Raw genomic sequence first — 17,881 nt, 5'->3', positions numbered from 1 at the left:
ATATAGGGGTACATTCGGAACAAGTTAAGAGGATATTTGTAAAGTCTCAATTCATACTAGCCCTGGCGAATAGAATTCGCGGCTATACAGACAAAACCCACCTCCGTGGGTTTAAAACCTTGACTTTCTTTTAGTCCACGTTCGCGTAGCGTTCCGCAGGAAAGATGGACTTTGCTTGTGTAGCCGCGAATTCTATTCGCCTTATACTATACTTTGAAAACATCCTCTAAAATTTAATTTTCATTTGCGATTTTCCCGCCGCCACTTACCTCGTACTAAACGAATTTCATCAAAAGTGTAGCTTTCACCGAGTTGTTCTTTGATAGGAGTGAGGGAAATATCACCGAGTACTTCTAAAACTTGCCAAATTTTTTGTTGATGTTCTAAAGGGACTAATTGATTTAAATCAACTGGCTGATTTTTCGCAATTAATTTTTCTAGATGACTGCTAACTGTTGCCGGACTAAGGTTGCGTTTTTGGGCAATTTGAGCAATATTTAAACCTTGTTGATGTAATTGTAATGTCTGTAATTCTGTGTAAGAAGATGAGTTAGAAGATGATACGGAAGCGGAAGTAACAGATTTATTTTGCAACCCTTTTTCTTGGCGGTAGGCGCGAATTTCTGTAATAAACTTTTCGCCATATTGAGCGAGTTTGTGACTACCTACACCAGAAAGTTTGGCAAATTCAACTAAGTTTTGGGGTTGCACCTGCACCATCACTTTTAAAGTGGAATCATGGAAGATTACGTAAGGTGGTACAGATTGTTCATCAGCTAATTGTTTACGTAGCGATCGCAACTTCTGTAATAATACTTCTGCCTCTTCAGCTTTTTCACTCCCCTGTTCCCAAGTAATCTTTTGGACTGTGGTTATAGCTAGGGAAACTGTGCGTTGTTTTCGCATTACTTCCCAACTTAAGGCATTTAGTTTTAAAACTGAGTAACCATCGCTACTTTGTTCTATTAACCCTTGATGTAAAAGCGATCGCCCCAACATTCGCCATTCATCTAGAGTTCTATCTTTACCGATACCATAGGTAGAAAGTTTATCGTGTTCGTACTGGATAATTTTGTCTTTTTTTGCTCCTCGCAACACATCAATTATGTATGCCATCCCAAACCTTTCTTTGCAACGCGCCACACAAGATAAAAACTTCATAGCTTCAATCGTCCAATCTTGCATCGGTTTGGGATGACGACAATTGTCACAGTTACCGCAATTTCCAGGAAACCTTTCGCCAAAATAACCCAGTTGAATCGTTCGCCGACAATCAGTACCTTCAGAGTAATCGATCATCTGTCGCAGTTGTTGTTTGGCAATCAACTGTTCTTGAGGGTCAGTTTTTTGATCGATACTCCATTCAATTGTTTTAACATCACCAAAACTGAAAAATATTGTACACCGAGATGGTTCTCCATCTCTACCTGCCCTACCCGATTCTTGATAATAACTTTCGATATTTCTGGGCATATCAAAGTGAACTACCAACCGCACATCGGGTTTATTAATTCCCATCCCAAAGGCGACTGTTGCCACCATCACCCGGACATCATCTCGAATAAATCGCGTTTGATTACTACTACGTTCCTCATCAGTTAATCCGGCGTGATAAGGTAGAACAACAACTTGATCATTTTGTAATTTAAAAGTTAGTTCATCAACTTTTTTACGAGTTAAAGAATAAATAATTGTCGAACCTTCAGTTTCTCGAATTAGTTCCAACAATTCAGCATAAGCATATTTAGTTTTAGGACGAACTTCGTAATAAAGATTTTCTCGGTTAAAACTGGCAAGATGGATGCTAGGTTGCTTTAGTCCTAATTGTTGAATGATATCACTACGAACGCGATCCGTTGCTGTGGCGGTGAGGGCGACAGTAGGAACATCAGGATAGCGTTTTCTCAGAGATTTTAACTGACGATATTCTGGACGAAAATCGTGTCCCCATTCCGAAACACAGTGCGCTTCATCAATAGCAAAGCTAGAAATACCGATTTTTTCTTTAACTAAATCGAGAAACGGGAGAAACCTTTCACTGAGGAGACGTTCAGGGGCGACGTAGAGTAATTTTACTTTACCGGTGAGGATGGCTTCTTCCCGCGATCGCACCTGATAAGCATTCAAACTGCTATTGAGAAATGTGGCGTTAATATTATTATTTCGCAGTGCTTCTACTTGGTCTTGCATCAAAGCAATTAACGGCGACACCACCACAGTTAGTCCATTTTTTAACAACGCTGGTAGCTGAAAGCACAGAGATTTTCCCCCACCAGTCGGCATCACAACCATTAAATCTCGGTTTTGCAGCGCATCTTCGATAATTTGCCGTTGTCCAGGGCGGAATTGGTCGTAACCGAAGTGATATTTTAGCGCTTGTTCGAGATGGGGATACTGAAGCATAGCGATCGCTTTTTTCGGGGCTGTTCTGCGTGAGTGGTGATTGAATATATCAGGATTTTAACTCACATCATCGGCAGCTTTGGTCAGACCTGGGTTTCTGTTGGCGATGTCTACGACGGGCGTAGCTGCGGCACCCTCATCAACGATAAGATGTGAGCGATCGCCCTATTACCCTGCCGTTCCTCTCAATAAATGCTATAATTACCACAAATTTCTAACTTTAGGAATGCACGTAATCAGCAAAGTAAAATTGCGTGAATTCTGGATTCAACACGCTGATTCTGAAGATGCTCTCAATGACTGGTACAAGTTTGCATCCATTGCGAACTTGTCTAATTTGGTGGATGTTCAGAAAAGATATCCAAAAGCAGAAGCCGTTGGTAACTTTACAGTCTTTAACATCAAAGGTAATAACTATCGTTTGATAGTAGACATTAGATATTCCAGCCAGACAATTTTTATTAAATACGTTCTTACCCATCCTGAATACGATAAAGAAAGGTGGAAAGATGACCCCTACTTCTAGTCAAAAAACCTACACTGACTTATTGATTCAGTATCAGCCTAAGCCAATTAAAACAGAACAGGAGTATAACAGAGCCTTAACAGCAGTAGAGGGGATGATGTCTAGGGAGTTGACAGAAGCGGAAACTGCACTTTTTGAGTTGTTGGTTCTTCTGATTGAGAATTACGAAGAACGTCATTATTCGATGGGTGAATCAAAACCTGTGGCTACTTTGGAATCCCTCATGCATGAGTTTGATATAGAGCCAACTTCTTTAGTCGGGGTTTTTGGCTCTGTTGAGATTGTTAGGGAAGTGCTTAATGGTCAACGTAAAGTTAGCCAAACTCAAGCTGAGTCCCTAGCTAAGTTTTTTAATGACCATTATTCTGAGTTTTCCCTAACGGCTCTTGACTTTGGACAGTGAAAAGGGGGGTTATAAACTGCACACCAGTCCCATCAACAGGGGGAACCCCCGCACAACGCTGGCTCCTCTACACGAGGTAAAACCCACCGATCTAGGTTTGAAACCCTCAATTTTTCCTTAGTCCGCGCAGGCGGACGAGAGTTTGTGTAGCCGCGTTCGCCCCTGGCGTGCCGGAGGCATTATTCTATTGCCAGGGCTAATGATGGCTCCCTGGTGTGAGATCCTAGAGATAGTCAATGGAGTGCGAACACAATGGAACAACATCAGAAGCCAACGGTTATAATTACAGGTACATCTTCGGGGGTGGGTTTGTATGCGGCAAAAGCTCTTGCCCAAAAGGGATGGTTTGTGGTACTGGCCTGTCGGGATTTAGCGAAAGCCCAAAAAGCTGCCCAAGCTGTGGAAATGCCCTACAACAGTTATACCAGCATACATATCGACCTTGGCTCCTTGGAAAGCGTTCGAGAGTTTGTGAAGAACTTCCGAGCAACTGGAAAGTCTCTAGACGCTTTGGTGTGCAACGCCGCAATTTATATGCCTTTAATCAAGGAGCCGTTACGCAGTCCCGAAGGTTACGAGTTAACTGTCACCACAAATCATCTGGGACATTTCCTATTGTGCAACCTGATGTTAGAGGATCTGAAGAAGTCATCTTTAGAGCCAAGGCTCGTAATTTTAGGAACCGTCACTCACAATCCAGACGAGCTGGGTGGGAAGATTCCACCGCGTCCCGACTTGGGCGATTTGCAAGGCTTTGCAGAAGGATTTAAAGAGCCGATCGCAATGATTGATGGCAAGAAATTTGAACCAGTCAAAGCTTACAAAGACAGCAAGGTTTGCAACGTGCTAACTATGCGGGAACTCCATGAACGTTATCACGAGTCAACCGGTATCGTCTTCAATTCTCTCTATCCGGGATGTGTTGCAGAAACGCCACTATTTAGAAACCACTATCCCCTGTTTCAGAAAATCTTCCCATTATTCCAAAAGTACATCACTGGGGGATATGTGTCTCAGGAGTTGGCGGGAGAACGGGTTGCTACGGTAGTTGCCGATCCCGAGTATAATCAATCCGGTGTTTATTGGAGTTGGGGAAATCGCCAGAAGAAAGATGGCAAATCCTTTGTGCAGAAGGTATCTCCTCAAGCCCGCGATGATGACAAAGGCGATCGCTTATGGCAACTCAGCGCCAAGTTAGTTGGACTTGCTTGATGGAACAGGAGGTGGCATTAACCTTGTGCATGATTCATCGATTCATTTTTTTGAATGAATTGGCATTATGTGCAGGTAAGTAATAGTTGAGGTGATTATTACTTACCTCTGACTTTAGTAAAGTTGTAGACAAAGGAAATGATATGGCGCTTAACGATTTCACAGCAGTATTTCTTCCTTACTTTAGCCAATAGGGTGCGTTACGTTTTAACGCACCGATGTTAATGTCAAGATATGCGAGAAATTCTCTAACCATTCTTTATACAAACTGCCATGTCTTCCCTAAAGGCGCATTCCCAAACGCTATATGAAACTGATTACTTGCAATGGCTAGAAACGACTGTAGAAAAATTGCAAAGTCACAGATGATGAGTTTTTACCACAGTAAGCACTGAATCAGTCTCTCCATTCCCTACTCTCTTGACTTATACTTGGAAAACATGTATAATGACGATCGCATAGAAGGGGAGTAGCTGCTGGCTAAAAAATAAAAAGCCAGTACATCTGAATCAACATACTGGGCGATAAAGCCCTGGTTCAGGTGGCAAGTAATCAATATTTGAAAGCGAGACCTTCACTAAGTTCACACCGAAAAGTGTGAAACTTGGTGAGGTCTTTTGGTTCTCATCAAGCTTCACATCGGTAAACGATTCTTCAGGAGCTTGAGAGAGTGTTAACAGCTTTTACCGCAGCTTTATTACTAATTACAGTTTCAGAACTAGGCGATAAAACATTTTTTATTGCTGTGATTTTGGCAATGCACCACCCACGGCGGTTGGTATATATCGGTGTGACAGCTGCTTTAGCTGCGATGACAATCCTTTCGGTGCTATTTGGACAAGCGGTATCTTTGTTGCCAAAAGTTTATATTCATTACGCCGAAATAGCTTTATTTATTGCCTTTGGTATCAAGCTGCTGTATGACGCTAGTAAGATGTCTTCTGCTGCCTCTGGTACAGAAGTTGTAGAAGAAGCCGAAGCAGCCGTGAAACAAGCAGATTCGCAGTTACCCAAGCGAAAGACTTCCTTTGCAATTGTCATAGAAGCCTTTGTGTTGACATTTATGGGAGAGTTGGGCGATCGCACCCAAATTGCCACCATTGCCCTAGCAGCAGGTAATAATCCCATTGGAGTGACAATAGGTGCAATTTTAGGACATGCAATTTGTGCTGCGATCGCAGTTATCGGCGGCAAAATGATTGCCGGACATATTTCTGAGCGTCAAATCACCTTTATTGGCGGATGCCTGTTTTTAGTCTTTGGCTTCGTTGCTGCCATTGAGGGAGCGTGAGGGGAGCAGAGGAGGCAGGGGAGGCAGGGGAGGCAGGAGAAGAATAACAAACAATGCCCAATACAACTCTTGGAGAGGCTGCGCCAACGACTTCTCTACGAGACGCTACGCGAACGCGGTAGTTGAGCGTAGCGATGCACTGAGCGTAGCCGAAGTGTCGAAACTCAGTACAAGTGCCCCATGCCCAATGCCCATTATTTCGGCTTACTTTCTGGTGAAGGCACGGGAGAGACAGCAGATTTAGGAATGGGGGAAACCGTTCCTGCCTTCTTAATTTCGTCTCTGTACTGAGCAGGTGCTAAAGCTGCGGCACTATCAAACAAAGGTTTGGCCTCTGCGTCTTTGCCCTGTTGTTTCAGCAGCATTGCTTTTGCGACAACGGGGCGAAAATCTTTGGGATCTTTCTTAATTGCCTGGTCATATACAGAGCTAGCTTGAGCATAGCGTTTCTGGGAAGCGTGAACAGAACCTAACAACACCTGCACGGCTACTGTATCTACACTTCCAGGCTGAATTGTATTTGCTTGGGTTGCCTTAGAGAGGGTTTCTTGCAACAAACCAATGGCTGCTTCGGGGCGTTGCTGACTCATCAACAGAGCCACCATTCCTTGCAAAGCCTTCAAATCGCCTGGTTTTGTAGATAAAATCGAGCGATAAGCTTGAGCTGCTCCTTCGCGATCGCCAATTTGCTGTTTGGCTTGAGCCAGTAGCACCGAATATTCAGACTGTTCGGGATTCAGCTTCGCTAGTTTTTCTAGGGGTTCAATCACAACTTGGATATCAGCTGCTTTAACCTCACTTTTTTCTTTTTGACTCAGTAGTTGCAGCCGCGCCTGTAAGAGACCCTTAAGCGCCGCCTGATTTTCTGGTTCCCTTTGTAAAACCAGTTCATAACCCCGCACTTCGTCTTCCAGTTTTGATTTTTGGTCAGAGGAGGGCAAACTACCTCTGGTGCTAGCGGTATTCTGGCTTGCAGGTGGCGTATTGTTAAATGCTCCAATTATGGGAATCACCGAAACACCCACAAAAGCAAGAATTGCCAGCGCCAAGATGACTTGAACTATCCAGCGATTGCGTGTTTGAGCCACAGTTTTGTCTTTCTCCTGAACTTTAATGACATTATCATTTACACAAATCGTAAAGTTAAAAATTTCCAAAACTTTGCGGAATACCGCCAATTGCCTGTGAATTTTATAACAATTAACTATTTACACTGCTAAAGTAAGTGATGACTTTAGGAGGAGCCGTCAGAATTGTAGCTATGATATGCTTCCGAAACTAGTGTGTGGGCGCTAGATTAGACTTTTAGTGTTTACACACTAAATTTAGCGCCTTTAGGATTGTCTAGAGTAACCTAGTGTGACTTTGTGAAAAGTAAATATACTTTCATCAGCCGCACAAATGCTCTTTCCAGCTGCCTTTGTAAAATCCCACAATGGGATATGTCTCCGCCGCAAGGAGTTTTTATGAATTCCGACCTGATGCCGTTGCCTGAATCTTCCAATTCTTCTGCCTCTAACCAAGGCCCAATTAAAATAGAGGCAGCCGCTAATGTTCATATAGCAGCCCACTCCTCTAAACCTGAAAATTTGCCTGTCAACCCCATTGAGACCGACTCAAATGGGAACTTAGTCAATCGACAGCAACCGATTCCGCCTCCCAGTGAGCCGATGCAGTATCGAGCCATCGGGTTAGTCCGGGGTCGGTATCATGCTAGCAGCGAACAATTTACTCAAGGTACGCTGCTGACTACAGATGGTGTAGAACTCAATGCCGTCCTCCTAGGCCGGATTATGAGCTTAGTCAAGAATCACCTAGACTTAGAAAAAGAACACCTGTGGGTAGTATATCCACGTACACGACAAGAAAATGATACCTTGCACATCCAAATCGTTGGAGTTTGGGAGCCAGAAAATCTCGCTAAAAACTCAACAGATGAGGACGAATCAGATTTGGAGTTGCAAGAGTTACAGACACCCGATGATGGCTTATCCGAAAACTCTGAACTAAGTACAACTGCCGTAATACCCTCATCAGAAGTTACTGATGGTGGTTTTTCTGTTCGTGGTGAAGTAGTATACCAGTCTTTTGATGCTAAAAGTTTGGTAGTCAAAATTAGGCAGGCTCCACGCAAATCAACTGATAAACCCAAGTATTTTAAGTTGAAATTGAGGGGTGTGCTGACCACCAAAGCAGTAGGAAAATTCTGGGACTTCCAAGCCAAGCGGGAAGCTGACGTTTTGGTAGTAGAAAAAGCTGAGGCGATCGCTGACTTGCCCAAAAAACGCAGACCACCATTCAAAGGTGGCCCTCGTGCTGGCGGTGGTGGTGGTGGTGGTGGTGTTGGTGTTAGAAAACCATTCCCCCCCAGACGCAGTGGCGAAACCCCTCGTCCCATCAAAAAAACAAGTACAGGCGGCGACCCCTCTGTGGTGTCAAAACCTATACCAAAAACACCCGCTCCTAAACCCATCAAGCGACCGAAACCGACTCAAGAGTAGGGATTAGGGATTAGGGATTGGGGATTAGGTATTGAGGATTAGATTAAATATAAGGGTTCAACTAATTTTTTCAGTCCCCAGTCCCCAGTCCCCAGTCCCCAGTCCCCACCCAGTACCCAGTACCCAGTCCCCAAGATTAAAAATCTGTCCGACGATCTTGGGGTAGAAAAGATCGGTCCATCGGAATTGGAGAAACTGGTTCTGTAAGAGTAAACGTACCTGCTTCGATCCACTTTTTCAGTTCTAGGGCGACTTGCCTAGAAAAAAACAAACTCGCTAAGGGGGCAGAGCGTACTGCTTTGCCCTCGATGGTGATCCGCCCAGATTTGAGTTGGGCGTAACTCACTAAGCCAAAGGTGGGACGGACGCGCCGGGGAATGGAAAAATCCACTATTGGGGCTACCAAGTCTTGATCTTGCACCGCACAGTGTTCAACGACTTGTTCATTTAATACCGGTAGTGGTACACCAACGCCCAACATCAATGAGGGACCATAACTTTTGAAGTAACACCCTCGCACCCAATGAGCATCCATTTGTTTGGCATCACCAATTAAAGCTAAAGTGGCAGAAGGCCCAATCGGTGTCCGATTAGCTAAACGCTTTTGTAAAGGGAAGTGCTGAGTGCCTTCCCAGGCGACATAACCAACACCACCGCCTAAAAAAATTCGAGTACCTATACCAACGAGTTGCAAATCGGGATCGTTGAATAAAGGGGAAATAGCACCGGGGTTAGAGTAAACGGCATTCCCCAAACGCGGTTGTAAGGGACCGAGATAGGTGAAAAGGGGGCGATCGCCACCATTGACACCAACAATAAAATTTTGATAAAGATTGCGCGGATTGAATAAATAAAACTGATTAATTGTTTCACTGGTAATTGTAGTTTCAAAAGTGGCTCTGGGGTAACAATCTGTTACTTGTCCTTGCGCTTTTACGTGTATGGGTTTACCAGCAATCAAATCTTCGATGACATGACCACCACCACGTTCTCGGACTTCTTCACCATCCGTCGTCTCCACAGCAGAACTCGCACCTAAATATAAATCTACTGCCCCAAAACCAGAGTATGCTGGTACGCCATCTAACCAGCAACGGCGAATTTTTATCGGGGGATCAGTGTGTCCCAGATTGATAATTGCACCACTTGATTCCATCGGCTCAAAGGTGCCAGTGGTAATTACATCAACTTCTTTGGCAGCTTTAGTAACACCGATTTCTAGAACTCGTGCTTTTAATTCTTCAGTTGTCAACACTACCGCACGTTGGCGGCTGATTTTCTCGTTAATTTCTGCAATTGTTCGCATCTTATCAGTGTTAGCGCTTCCTAGTGAATGGGGAGTAGGGAAAAGAAATTTTCATTACTTCTTGTGAGCGTACCTCATGGAGACTCTTGTATAATTCAATCTCAAAATAGTTGTCACCATTGTCTGTGGGAAGGCTTACAGCATTTTTCATGTATTTGAACCACAGTAGGTAACATTGCTGCACCCCTAACACGTGTTCTATTAGACTTCTTGCATAAATCAAAAAAAAGTCAAGAATTAGAAAACTTGCCAGCAACTACCGTGATGAGCGAAATATTACACGACCTGGAGATTCTTCTTGATTAATTCGCGCATATACCCGAAGACAAGTTAATACTTCGCCAGGAATACCACCACAGTCTAGTTGTAAGTCATCTTTAGATAAAGCACAGATATCTGCATAAAGTCCCGATAATTGGCGAATTCTGACTTCATTACCTGCATTATTCGCTTGATCGATCACTTTCTTCAGAATACGTCGTGATTCGTGTTGTAGCTTCCCCCACCAAGAATAGCGTTCAGCCGGTGGTACGAATACAAGTGAATGTATTGCTTCATCCATGTCAATCCAGGCACGTAGAATTGATAGAGGATCAGTATTTTTCTCTGCTTTTTGGGTGCGTTGGAAGCGATCGCTTAAAGCCTCAATATATTGATCGCGCTGTTCTGGTTTAGAGTGTAAAGAGATAACATCGAAGCTAAAAACGCTCTTTAAAGCATGATGTAAATCTGGGTCTATTTCGATAAAATTCATATATAAAAATAGGAATGCAGCTGGTAAATCGGATGCATTACCTTCGGGAACTTGAGAACTTGAAAGTGCTTGTTGATACAAGGTCAATCCCTGAGTTTTAACAGTACCACTAAGACCGGGATAGATAATTTCATCGCGGATAAAGGGAAGTTGATAGAGATTAGAATTATCTGCGATCGCACCAACTTCTTGAGCCAAATCCAAGGTACGCTGTTGCCAAGATGCAGCTAAATCCTCTGGAACTCGCAGCAGTTTACGTTGAATCTCATTCCACAAATCTGAGTCTGTTTGGCTTTGCAGTTGGGAATTCCCCAGATAATAACTAAGTTCTGAATCAGAATCGAAAGCTTCTCGGAGATGACTTAGTTTTAATTCATCTGGCGCATCTTCCCAACCAGCATTTTGCTGTGGGGGTTCAGGTTGCAACAGCCGATGAAGTTCTTGCAGCACATCATCACATAGCTTGGCTCCTGGATCTAGTGGAAATTCTGCGCGAGCCTGATTTAGAGTAGACTCCAATCCATACAGACTAAACCGCAGTAACCGGGCTAACTCTGAGTTTTCTATTTCTAATAGCTGATGCAAGTGCTGCATGAATATCACCTCCAAATATTACCTATATGTGATTCATAGCGAATTAAATTTGGCAAAACTCTGCGCCCCTACCCTGCGCGAAGGCGTACTACTTCCCTGCGGGACGCTACGCGAACGTGGAAGCAAGCTACGCGTAGCGTCTCGTAGAGAAGCACCTATGCATTTAAAAATATTAATTTTTCAACGCAGAGGTTTAATCCAAGAGTTAATGTATACCGCAAAAGGGATCGCGTTCTTTATCAACTTCATTAGGTTGCAACTCTAATTCAGCAAGATAAACACATCCTTCTTCCTTTAGGCATTCTTGATTTTGTGATGTCCAGTAAGGCACTTCCCCAGCGTGCATCCGCAAAATTCCTTGATCGTCAACAGTAACACGATATTGGCAAGGGTAATCTGTAGTCACATCTGGTTTACTAAGTGCGCCAATTCTGATCCATTTTTTGCTGTTGGTTTCGGCATCTGTTTGATAAACATAGAAAGTGTGCTGGCCACTTTGCGGGAAGGGAGGTAAGGGATTACTAATTAACCCAATTCCTGGTTGTGTCACCCCATCGCGCAAATAGTGGAATTTTTGAATCGTTCTACTACCATCATTTCCTACTTCAAATACAAGATGATAGGCATCTGGTTGATTAACGGTTGCTGACTCGATAACGTTGACGGCAATATCACCATCATTTAAGTCTTTATTGAAGCATTCTATAGCAATATTCCAGTTCAATTTACCATCAGAAAATAGTGCTGATGTTTCTGAAACTACTGATTCTAAATCAATGCCAGGAATGTCAATCAAATAATGGGGATTTCCCTGACAAAGCAATACGTTATATTCGAGGGTTTGGTCAATTTCAAACTGGACTTTGATTTTTTTCAGAAACTCTGCTTCTGGCATTTCCAGTTGATTCATCAGGTTTTTGCCGTCAAAGCTTCCCCATAGTCGTAAATCTCCCTCTTCGTAATCTTGACGGTAGATAATGTTAGTTAATTGTATGCCTTGCCACGCAGTACGAACTTTGGCGACAGTTTCCCAAGGCGCGAGTTGATAGAGTTCTTGTCCGGCTTTGAATATAGTCAACAAATCGTTGCTTTGGGTTTTGCGTTTGAAGTTGCAGGGCAAATAATAAAATAGGTTTTTGACATCAATTTCTAGCTGGTTGGCTCCCTTACGCAGCAAGCTTTTAGACTCTTCTGGATCGAATCTTAATCTTCGCAGTTTTTCGGCATAGCAAGCACCGGCTGAGGTGGCTAATTTAGTAAATTCCAACACAAAGGTAATCCGTTCTGGATTCCAGACAAAATATGGAGACTTACTAAATTCTTGGTAGATTTGGCGCTGCACTATGTCTAAATTGCAAGTTTTACCAGACAAGATTAACCAATCAACTTTTTGGGAATTCCAAGAATCTTTGGTGATATCATCGGGACGCAGACGACTTTCCATTAATCCTTTGGCAATTCCGATCGCTTCTTTAATTCCTGAAGCGGCGGCTCGTTCAAATTGCTGGTTGTCTAGGGTGATGCAGATGTTATTTGGATCTTTGACTTGCAATTTAACGGCGTTTTGGGTGAGCAATTCGGAAATTTGCTGTTCAGAAAGTGTAAAGGTTGATAGAGAATTCTCTACTGCTGGCTTTTGCCCAAGTTTAAGTTTAGCTGCTTCTGCATGATCCCAGAGAAGATAAAAGGATTGCAAACGTTGGGGTGCTTGTTGCCAACGGGTGGGTAATACTTTCTCGGCAGTATCTAGGGCATCTTTGTAAGCAATATCGCCTTCGGGATTCTCTCTATCCAGACATTTTAAAAGACTGCCATTTTTGAATTTGCCTTGTTCTAAGAAGCGCTCGTTTAACTCAGAGCTAATTAAATCTTCTAGCTTTTCGTTTTCTAGATCACCTGTTGTTACTGCCGCCAATAAAAAGTCTGCGATCGCAACTTTTAATAATCTAAAAATTCGCAGTGTAATTAACTCACCACCTAGCTGTAAATGACCAGATGATCCTAATAGTTTGGGGGTAAGTTTATAGTAACGTCCTCCTAAACCTCGGTCTTCATAATCAGCAAAAGCTGGGGTTTTATCTTCTAAAGTCAGTTCAATTAAAGCTAAGTCTGTAGTTCCGCCGCCAATATCCAAGACGAGAACATTTTGTGACCATTTATTTCCTGCTTGATGACAACGGGTTTTAAATGACTCAATACCAATGTTGAGATTACCACCAAATTCTCGCCATAAAAAGAATATTGCCACAGAAACGGCTTCATCATAAGCAGTTTGCACATCGTCGATTCCCAACTGCTCAACTAATTCCCTAATTTCCTTACGAACAACTGGTGGGGCGACAGTGGGGTAGGTGACAACTGCTGTCAAAAAATCTCCTTCCGAAAACCTGCGTCGGGCGCGTTGGCGATAATCTTCAGTTAACTCGATTAAATGCGCCCAAGCTGATTGGATTAGTTGGTTGGCGGTAATTGTCTCTTCTTCACCATCCAAAATAACTGAAAACGATCGCTCCTGACCAAAATAGCGTTTGGGTGAATGGTGAAATCTGCTGATAATTTCCTTTAAAGAACCGCTTGTACCTTGAGCGATCGCTTTTTTCCGGTTATCTCTAGCTTCCCTACCCATGCGTAGTTGTAAGTTTCCTAAGTGCGAAATTTCCGACTCGCTGGGAATTTCCGTATCGCGGCGATCGATATCCAGCACAACTGGGATCAGATTTTGCGACTCTAGGGTAGGAACGCGGAACACCTCATGATAAATTTGGTAAAGTTTTTTGCTGACAGCACGGCGGAACCTCTCGCTGTTTCCTAAAGAAAGTTCAATTTGGCGAATTGCTTCCAAAAATCGCTCTTTATTATCACTTTCAAAAACTTCACTCAAGTTTTCTGGTTCTATCTCCAGATTTTTGCTAATTTCTGTGATAAACTTTGCCCAATCGTCAGCGCTGACATCTGGTAAAGCGACTGAGGCGGGAGAACTTAGCCATTGTGATAAGCGATCGCGCAACCGCATTTCTTGTTCTTTTGGTAAAATTTCTGCGATCGGTACTTCAATTGGATCGAAAAGTGTGACTGTCGAATTGGATGTACCAAAATCTAAAGCAAACCATCCCGGAAATCTTTTTTGTTGTTTCTCACTTGGTTCTTGATCACTATATTTGTTCAATTTGAAAGGGTTCATTATAGTATCACTTTCTGTTATTTGTTTTATAGCTAGCTAAAAACTGTGGTATTATACCATAACATGACAAATTTAGATAATCCTTGTAATAAAGACTTTTAATCTAAAATCTCAAATTTAGCTGAAACAAAAAGAAGCCCCACATCTGACCGTCGATAAATGATCGCCACAATCCCAAAGGCATCACGCATAGCCTTAAGGTGAAATAAGCTATCCCTGAAAATTTGCTAGACTTCACGATTCTTAACTATGCCAGCTTCCTCTGGTAACTCAAAGAAGTCTTACAATCCAATAGGCTGATTTTAAAGCCGTAATCTTTTACAAAGCTCGTCTGCTGAAAAAGATAGGCTTTTTTGCTTGCCCAACACTCTCGATAATTATGTGTAAAATATTGCTTACTCTCCATCATCATTTAGTCGTTAATAACTAGCTATTAATACAGAAAATGCCTCTTAAAATCGTTCAGAACTTTGATGGTAGTTTCACTCTTGAAACACAAGCTCAAGAAACTCTATTCAATTTATTGACTGGTGAAGCTTTCCTAAACCAAATTTGTCAACAGTTGGGGTGTGAGCAACTTAAATTTACAGAATTACTTTTCCAGCCAGTTCCTTACAGCTTAACTACCACTAAAGGAATGCCAGCAGAATTTGAAAAGTATCATGAATCTGATGAATATGCCATCATCAACGTACCACCAAATTTCATGTTTAGTGCTAAGATTTTTAAACCCAGTCGCCTTTGTGCAATTTACCAAAAATTGGGTAATGGGTAATTTTTAAGATAATTTTTCTCTAATTAGCAATTCTCAAGTCTGAACGCAAACAGCAAGTTTGATATTTGATGTATGGCTCTTGAAACGAATCTTTCTTCTTTAGCAACTCTGGAATACATTCCTTATATTGACGATCGCGGTCAACTACCCGAACAATTTCAGGGTAAAATCGGAGTATATGCTATATTTGACCAAGAAAAAGTGCTGCAATTTGTAGGATACTCCCGTGATGTTTATCTCAGCCTCAAGCAGCATTTAGTCCGTCAGCCACAGCAATGCTATTGGGTAAAAGTTCAAACTATTGAACGCCCTAGTCGCACAGTTTTAGAAAATATTGAAAATGCTTGGATTGCTGAAAATGGCAGTGTGCCCTGGGGAAATGGGGATAGCAAGGAAAAATGGACTCATCCTATTGATGTCAAAGTAGTAATGACACCTGAAGAACAGGCAAAATATCAAAATCCAGCTAATGATGAATTAGCACAAATAAAAGTTCTTAAAAACGTGGCGCGGAGAGTAGAAGCAGAAATTTCAACGCAATTACTAGAAGTGCGTGGTTTGCAAATGCAAATTCGCTTTAATCCTAAATTGAAAGAAGAAGGTTTACTAGATTTGAAATGAAGGTAGTTTTGGAGAAAGCTATCTTAGAGGTTGTTTGAAAAGTTTTTTGTATACGCCTAACCCTTGGAGATCCCAAGTCGAGCGACTGGCGTGGGTTAGGGGGGATCAACAAGTGCCTAAAATCACAGCTAATACCATTTCTTTGTGAGGCTGCGCCAAACCCTTTTAACTTCTTTCTTTCTTTCTTTCTTTCTTTCTTTCTTTCTTTGTGTCCTTTGCGGACTTTGCGGTTCGTTTTTCTTTCTTGTACTTAAATATGGTTTAGCGCATCTTCATACAGAATTGGTATAACTACTTTTCAAACAACCTCTTAAAATGAATATCGCTTGTAATCTCCTATGACAATACAGCTGCTGAACGATCGCTATCAAGTTATCCGCACACTGGGCGCTGGTGGGTTTGGTGAAACCTATTTAGCTGAAGATACCTATATGCCCTCAAAGCGGCCTTGTGTGGTTAAACAGCTAAGACCGATTCATAACAATCCCCAAATTTACCAGTTAGTGCAAGAGAGGTTTCAACGGGAAGCAGCGATTTTAGAAGAACTTGGTGGCGCAAATGACCAAATTCCGGCATTGTATGCTTACTTCTCCTCAGGCGGGCAATTTTACTTAGTTCAAGAATGGGTTGAAGGTGATACCTTAACTGGAAAAGTCCAGAAGCAGGGGCTATTTAGTGAAGGCGCTGTCCAGGAATTATTCATGAATTTATTACCTGTCCTGGATTACGTTCACTCTAAGCATATCGTTCACCGCGATATTAAACCCGATAACATCATTGTGCGTCATCGGGACGGTAAACCAGTGCTGATTGATTTTGGCGCTGTACGGGAGTCAATGGGAACAGTAGTAAATTCTCAAGGCAATCCTACTAGTTCCATTGTGATTGGTACACCTGGCTATATGCCGAGTGAACAAGCCGCAGGTAGACCAGTTTTTTCTAGTGATTTATACAGTTTAGGAATGACGGTAATTTATTTGCTGACTGGTAAACAGGCGCAACAACTAGAAACCGATTCCCAGACGGGTGAAATTGTCTGGCGACAGTATGCCAGTCATATTAGTCCAATTATGGCAAGAGTAATTGATCAGGCGATCGCTTATCATCCGCGCGATCGCTACCCCACAGCTAGAGCAATGCTGGATACCTTGCAGAGCATAGCAAATCCAATTCCACCGACGCAACCCCTCTTGACTCAACCAACTATAGTCTCTGCACCGCCACCTCAGACAGTACCTGTTAAACTACAGCCTAGCCCTCAAAGTAGTAATAGTCAGAATAATATCCTGATCGGCAGTTTGATTGCAGGTGGGCTTATCGGTGCATCTGTGATTATTAGCCAACTGTTAACAAAATCTTCTCAACCCATAACGGTATTAGCTTCAGAAACACCATCAACTGTCACCAGCCCGGTGATAGAAAGTCCGAAATTTACACCAACTACTCAATCTGCACCTTCCTCAACATCAGTACCGCCAGTTGATCCCACGGCTGTCAACAATTACTTCTGGCTTTCTCAAAGACTTGTAACTGATGCAGATTTGGATGGTAAAAACGGTTTGGAACTAGATATTATGCGAAATTCGATTTTTGCTGTTCACGGTCGCCGTTTTGACACTGCTGAATTACAAAATTACTTTAATAACCAATCTTGGTATAGTTCTATATATTCACCAGACACATTTCCACCTAAATTGCTGTCAAAATTAGAGCAACAGAATGTAGAGTATATCAACAAATATCAAGACCGTAACGGCTTGAGATATTTTAAGAAATAAGTTTTTCATAATCGGGGAGTGGCGACTGAGGAGAATAACCAATGCCCTTGCCTAAGTCGTAATTATTGCTACTTATTTAGATAATATCTAGGTTAACTTATGTAGTATATCAGACAAATCTATGTATATTCAATACCCTAAAATCGAGATATATTAAGGGCTAATCCTAGCGAAATGTAACTGGGGTTAGAACAGAACGGTCTTTGTGTGCCATAAACTACATCAGGCAGTTTCAAGACCAGGCATTTATATTTAGTATATATAAGATTTCTATCTTCAATATTAGTAATCCATAAGTTAAAGGAATGCCATTTTTATATTTTCTTTGTTATTTTGTATTTAACGGGACAGTTCTTCAGGATTTGGTGGGTTTAAATAACAATTAGTTAAACAATTTCTCCTCAAAGATGGATGTAAATTATTGGCATTCTGCTTACTTTGCTTGTTAACTTACAAGCGGAATGCAAATTGACTAGACAGATTACATGGTAATATTCCCAATCGGCAAATAGTTCATCTACACAAGGAAAACCTTG

Annotated in this window: 13 protein-coding genes; 8 read left to right on the top strand and 5 right to left on the bottom strand. The window is 42.2% G+C overall.

Annotation, left to right across the window (positions count from 1 at the left end; all coding sequences use genetic code 11):
* Positions 1 to 240: 240 nt before the first annotated feature.
* Positions 241 to 2,403 (bottom strand): DNA helicase RecQ, encoded by a 2,163-nt coding sequence (recQ, locus tag V7K50_RS24275; protein ID WP_334964530.1) that lies wholly within the window; start codon positions 2,401 to 2,403, stop codon positions 241 to 243.
* A 226-nt stretch (positions 2,404 to 2,629) separates the two neighbouring features.
* Here recQ and V7K50_RS24270 point away from each other — a divergent pair, with 226 nt between their 5' ends.
* The 4 genes from V7K50_RS24270 to V7K50_RS24255 all read left to right on the top strand — a co-directional run bounded on the left by V7K50_RS24270 (position 2,630) and on the right by V7K50_RS24255 (position 5,835).
* Positions 2,630 to 2,929, top strand: a complete 300-nt coding sequence (locus V7K50_RS24270; RefSeq protein ID WP_334964629.1) for a type II toxin-antitoxin system HigB family toxin — start codon at positions 2,630 to 2,632, stop codon at positions 2,927 to 2,929.
* Positions 2,913 to 3,332, top strand: coding sequence for a helix-turn-helix domain-containing protein (locus V7K50_RS24265; RefSeq protein ID WP_334964528.1), 420 nt, complete (start codon positions 2,913 to 2,915; stop codon positions 3,330 to 3,332). The genes V7K50_RS24270 and V7K50_RS24265 overlap by 17 nt, the downstream gene beginning before the upstream one ends.
* Positions 3,333 to 3,584: 252 nt before the next feature.
* Entirely contained in the window at positions 3,585 to 4,544 is a 960-nt protein-coding gene (locus V7K50_RS24260; protein WP_334964526.1) for a protochlorophyllide reductase, read from the top strand.
* A gap of 670 nt (positions 4,545 to 5,214) precedes the next feature.
* Complete coding sequence (locus V7K50_RS24255) at positions 5,215 to 5,835, top strand: TMEM165/GDT1 family protein (RefSeq protein WP_334964524.1); 621 nt, start codon at positions 5,215 to 5,217, stop codon at positions 5,833 to 5,835.
* 194 nt (positions 5,836 to 6,029) lie between these two features.
* On the opposite strand, the gene V7K50_RS24250 is transcribed toward V7K50_RS24255, so the two are convergent.
* Positions 6,030 to 6,923, bottom strand: a complete 894-nt coding sequence (locus V7K50_RS24250) for a tetratricopeptide repeat protein (protein WP_334964522.1) — start codon at positions 6,921 to 6,923, stop codon at positions 6,030 to 6,032.
* A gap of 378 nt (positions 6,924 to 7,301) precedes the next feature.
* Between V7K50_RS24250 and V7K50_RS24245 the strand changes: the two genes are divergently transcribed.
* A complete protein-coding gene (locus tag V7K50_RS24245; protein WP_334964520.1) occupies positions 7,302 to 8,336 on the top strand; it encodes a hypothetical protein in 1,035 nt (344 codons plus the stop codon).
* 136 nt (positions 8,337 to 8,472) lie between these two features.
* On the opposite strand, the gene V7K50_RS24240 is transcribed toward V7K50_RS24245, so the two are convergent.
* The 3 genes from V7K50_RS24240 to V7K50_RS24230 form a co-directional block, all read right to left on the bottom strand.
* The gene (locus tag V7K50_RS24240; protein WP_334964518.1) at positions 8,473 to 9,642 is read right to left on the bottom strand and encodes a homocysteine biosynthesis protein; all 1,170 of its coding nucleotides are present in this window, start codon (positions 9,640 to 9,642) and stop codon (positions 8,473 to 8,475) included.
* Between the two features lie 256 nt (positions 9,643 to 9,898).
* Positions 9,899 to 10,990 carry a hypothetical protein gene (locus tag V7K50_RS24235; RefSeq protein WP_334964516.1) on the bottom strand — a complete coding sequence of 364 codons (1,092 nt, stop codon included), beginning with the start codon at positions 10,988 to 10,990 and terminating at the stop codon, positions 9,899 to 9,901.
* 205 nt (positions 10,991 to 11,195) lie between these two features.
* A complete protein-coding gene (locus V7K50_RS24230) occupies positions 11,196 to 14,171 on the bottom strand; it encodes a molecular chaperone (RefSeq protein WP_334964514.1) in 2,976 nt (991 codons plus the stop codon).
* Positions 14,172 to 14,616: 445 nt separating this feature from the next.
* Between V7K50_RS24230 and V7K50_RS24225 the strand changes: the two genes are divergently transcribed.
* The 3 genes from V7K50_RS24225 to V7K50_RS24215 all read left to right on the top strand — a co-directional run bounded on the left by V7K50_RS24225 (position 14,617) and on the right by V7K50_RS24215 (position 17,345).
* Positions 14,617 to 14,946, top strand: a complete 330-nt coding sequence (locus V7K50_RS24225) for a hypothetical protein (RefSeq protein WP_334964512.1) — start codon at positions 14,617 to 14,619, stop codon at positions 14,944 to 14,946.
* 72 nt (positions 14,947 to 15,018) lie between these two features.
* Positions 15,019 to 15,567, top strand: a complete 549-nt coding sequence (locus V7K50_RS24220) for a GIY-YIG nuclease family protein (protein ID WP_334964510.1) — start codon at positions 15,019 to 15,021, stop codon at positions 15,565 to 15,567.
* 338 nt (positions 15,568 to 15,905) lie between these two features.
* Entirely contained in the window at positions 15,906 to 17,345 is a 1,440-nt protein-coding gene (locus tag V7K50_RS24215) for a protein kinase domain-containing protein (protein ID WP_334964508.1), read from the top strand.
* Positions 17,346 to 17,881 lie beyond the last annotated feature (536 nt).

Source organism: Nostoc sp., from assembly GCF_036917135.1.
Lineage (GTDB): Bacteria > Cyanobacteriota > Cyanobacteriia > Cyanobacteriales > Nostocaceae > Nostoc.
Note: the sequence above shows the minus strand (reverse complement) of the source record. Positions and strands in the feature narration are given on the sequence as shown.

Coding starts and splice junctions, on each gene's coding strand:
- recQ (WP_334964530.1), bottom strand. CDS start 2,403: ATGCTTCAGTATCCCCATCTCGAACAAGCGCTAAAATATCACTTCGGT.
- V7K50_RS24270 (WP_334964629.1), top strand. CDS start 2,630: ATGCACGTAATCAGCAAAGTAAAATTGCGTGAATTCTGGATTCAACAC.
- V7K50_RS24265 (WP_334964528.1), top strand. CDS start 2,913: ATGACCCCTACTTCTAGTCAAAAAACCTACACTGACTTATTGATTCAG.
- V7K50_RS24260 (WP_334964526.1), top strand. CDS start 3,585: ATGGAACAACATCAGAAGCCAACGGTTATAATTACAGGTACATCTTCG.
- V7K50_RS24245 (WP_334964520.1), top strand. CDS start 7,302: ATGAATTCCGACCTGATGCCGTTGCCTGAATCTTCCAATTCTTCTGCC.
- V7K50_RS24240 (WP_334964518.1), bottom strand. CDS start 9,642: ATGCGAACAATTGCAGAAATTAACGAGAAAATCAGCCGCCAACGTGCG.
- V7K50_RS24235 (WP_334964516.1), bottom strand. CDS start 10,990: ATGCAGCACTTGCATCAGCTATTAGAAATAGAAAACTCAGAGTTAGCC.
- V7K50_RS24230 (WP_334964514.1), bottom strand. CDS start 14,171: ATGAACCCTTTCAAATTGAACAAATATAGTGATCAAGAACCAAGTGAG.
- V7K50_RS24225 (WP_334964512.1), top strand. CDS start 14,617: ATGCCTCTTAAAATCGTTCAGAACTTTGATGGTAGTTTCACTCTTGAA.
- V7K50_RS24220 (WP_334964510.1), top strand. CDS start 15,019: ATGGCTCTTGAAACGAATCTTTCTTCTTTAGCAACTCTGGAATACATT.
- V7K50_RS24215 (WP_334964508.1), top strand. CDS start 15,906: ATGACAATACAGCTGCTGAACGATCGCTATCAAGTTATCCGCACACTG.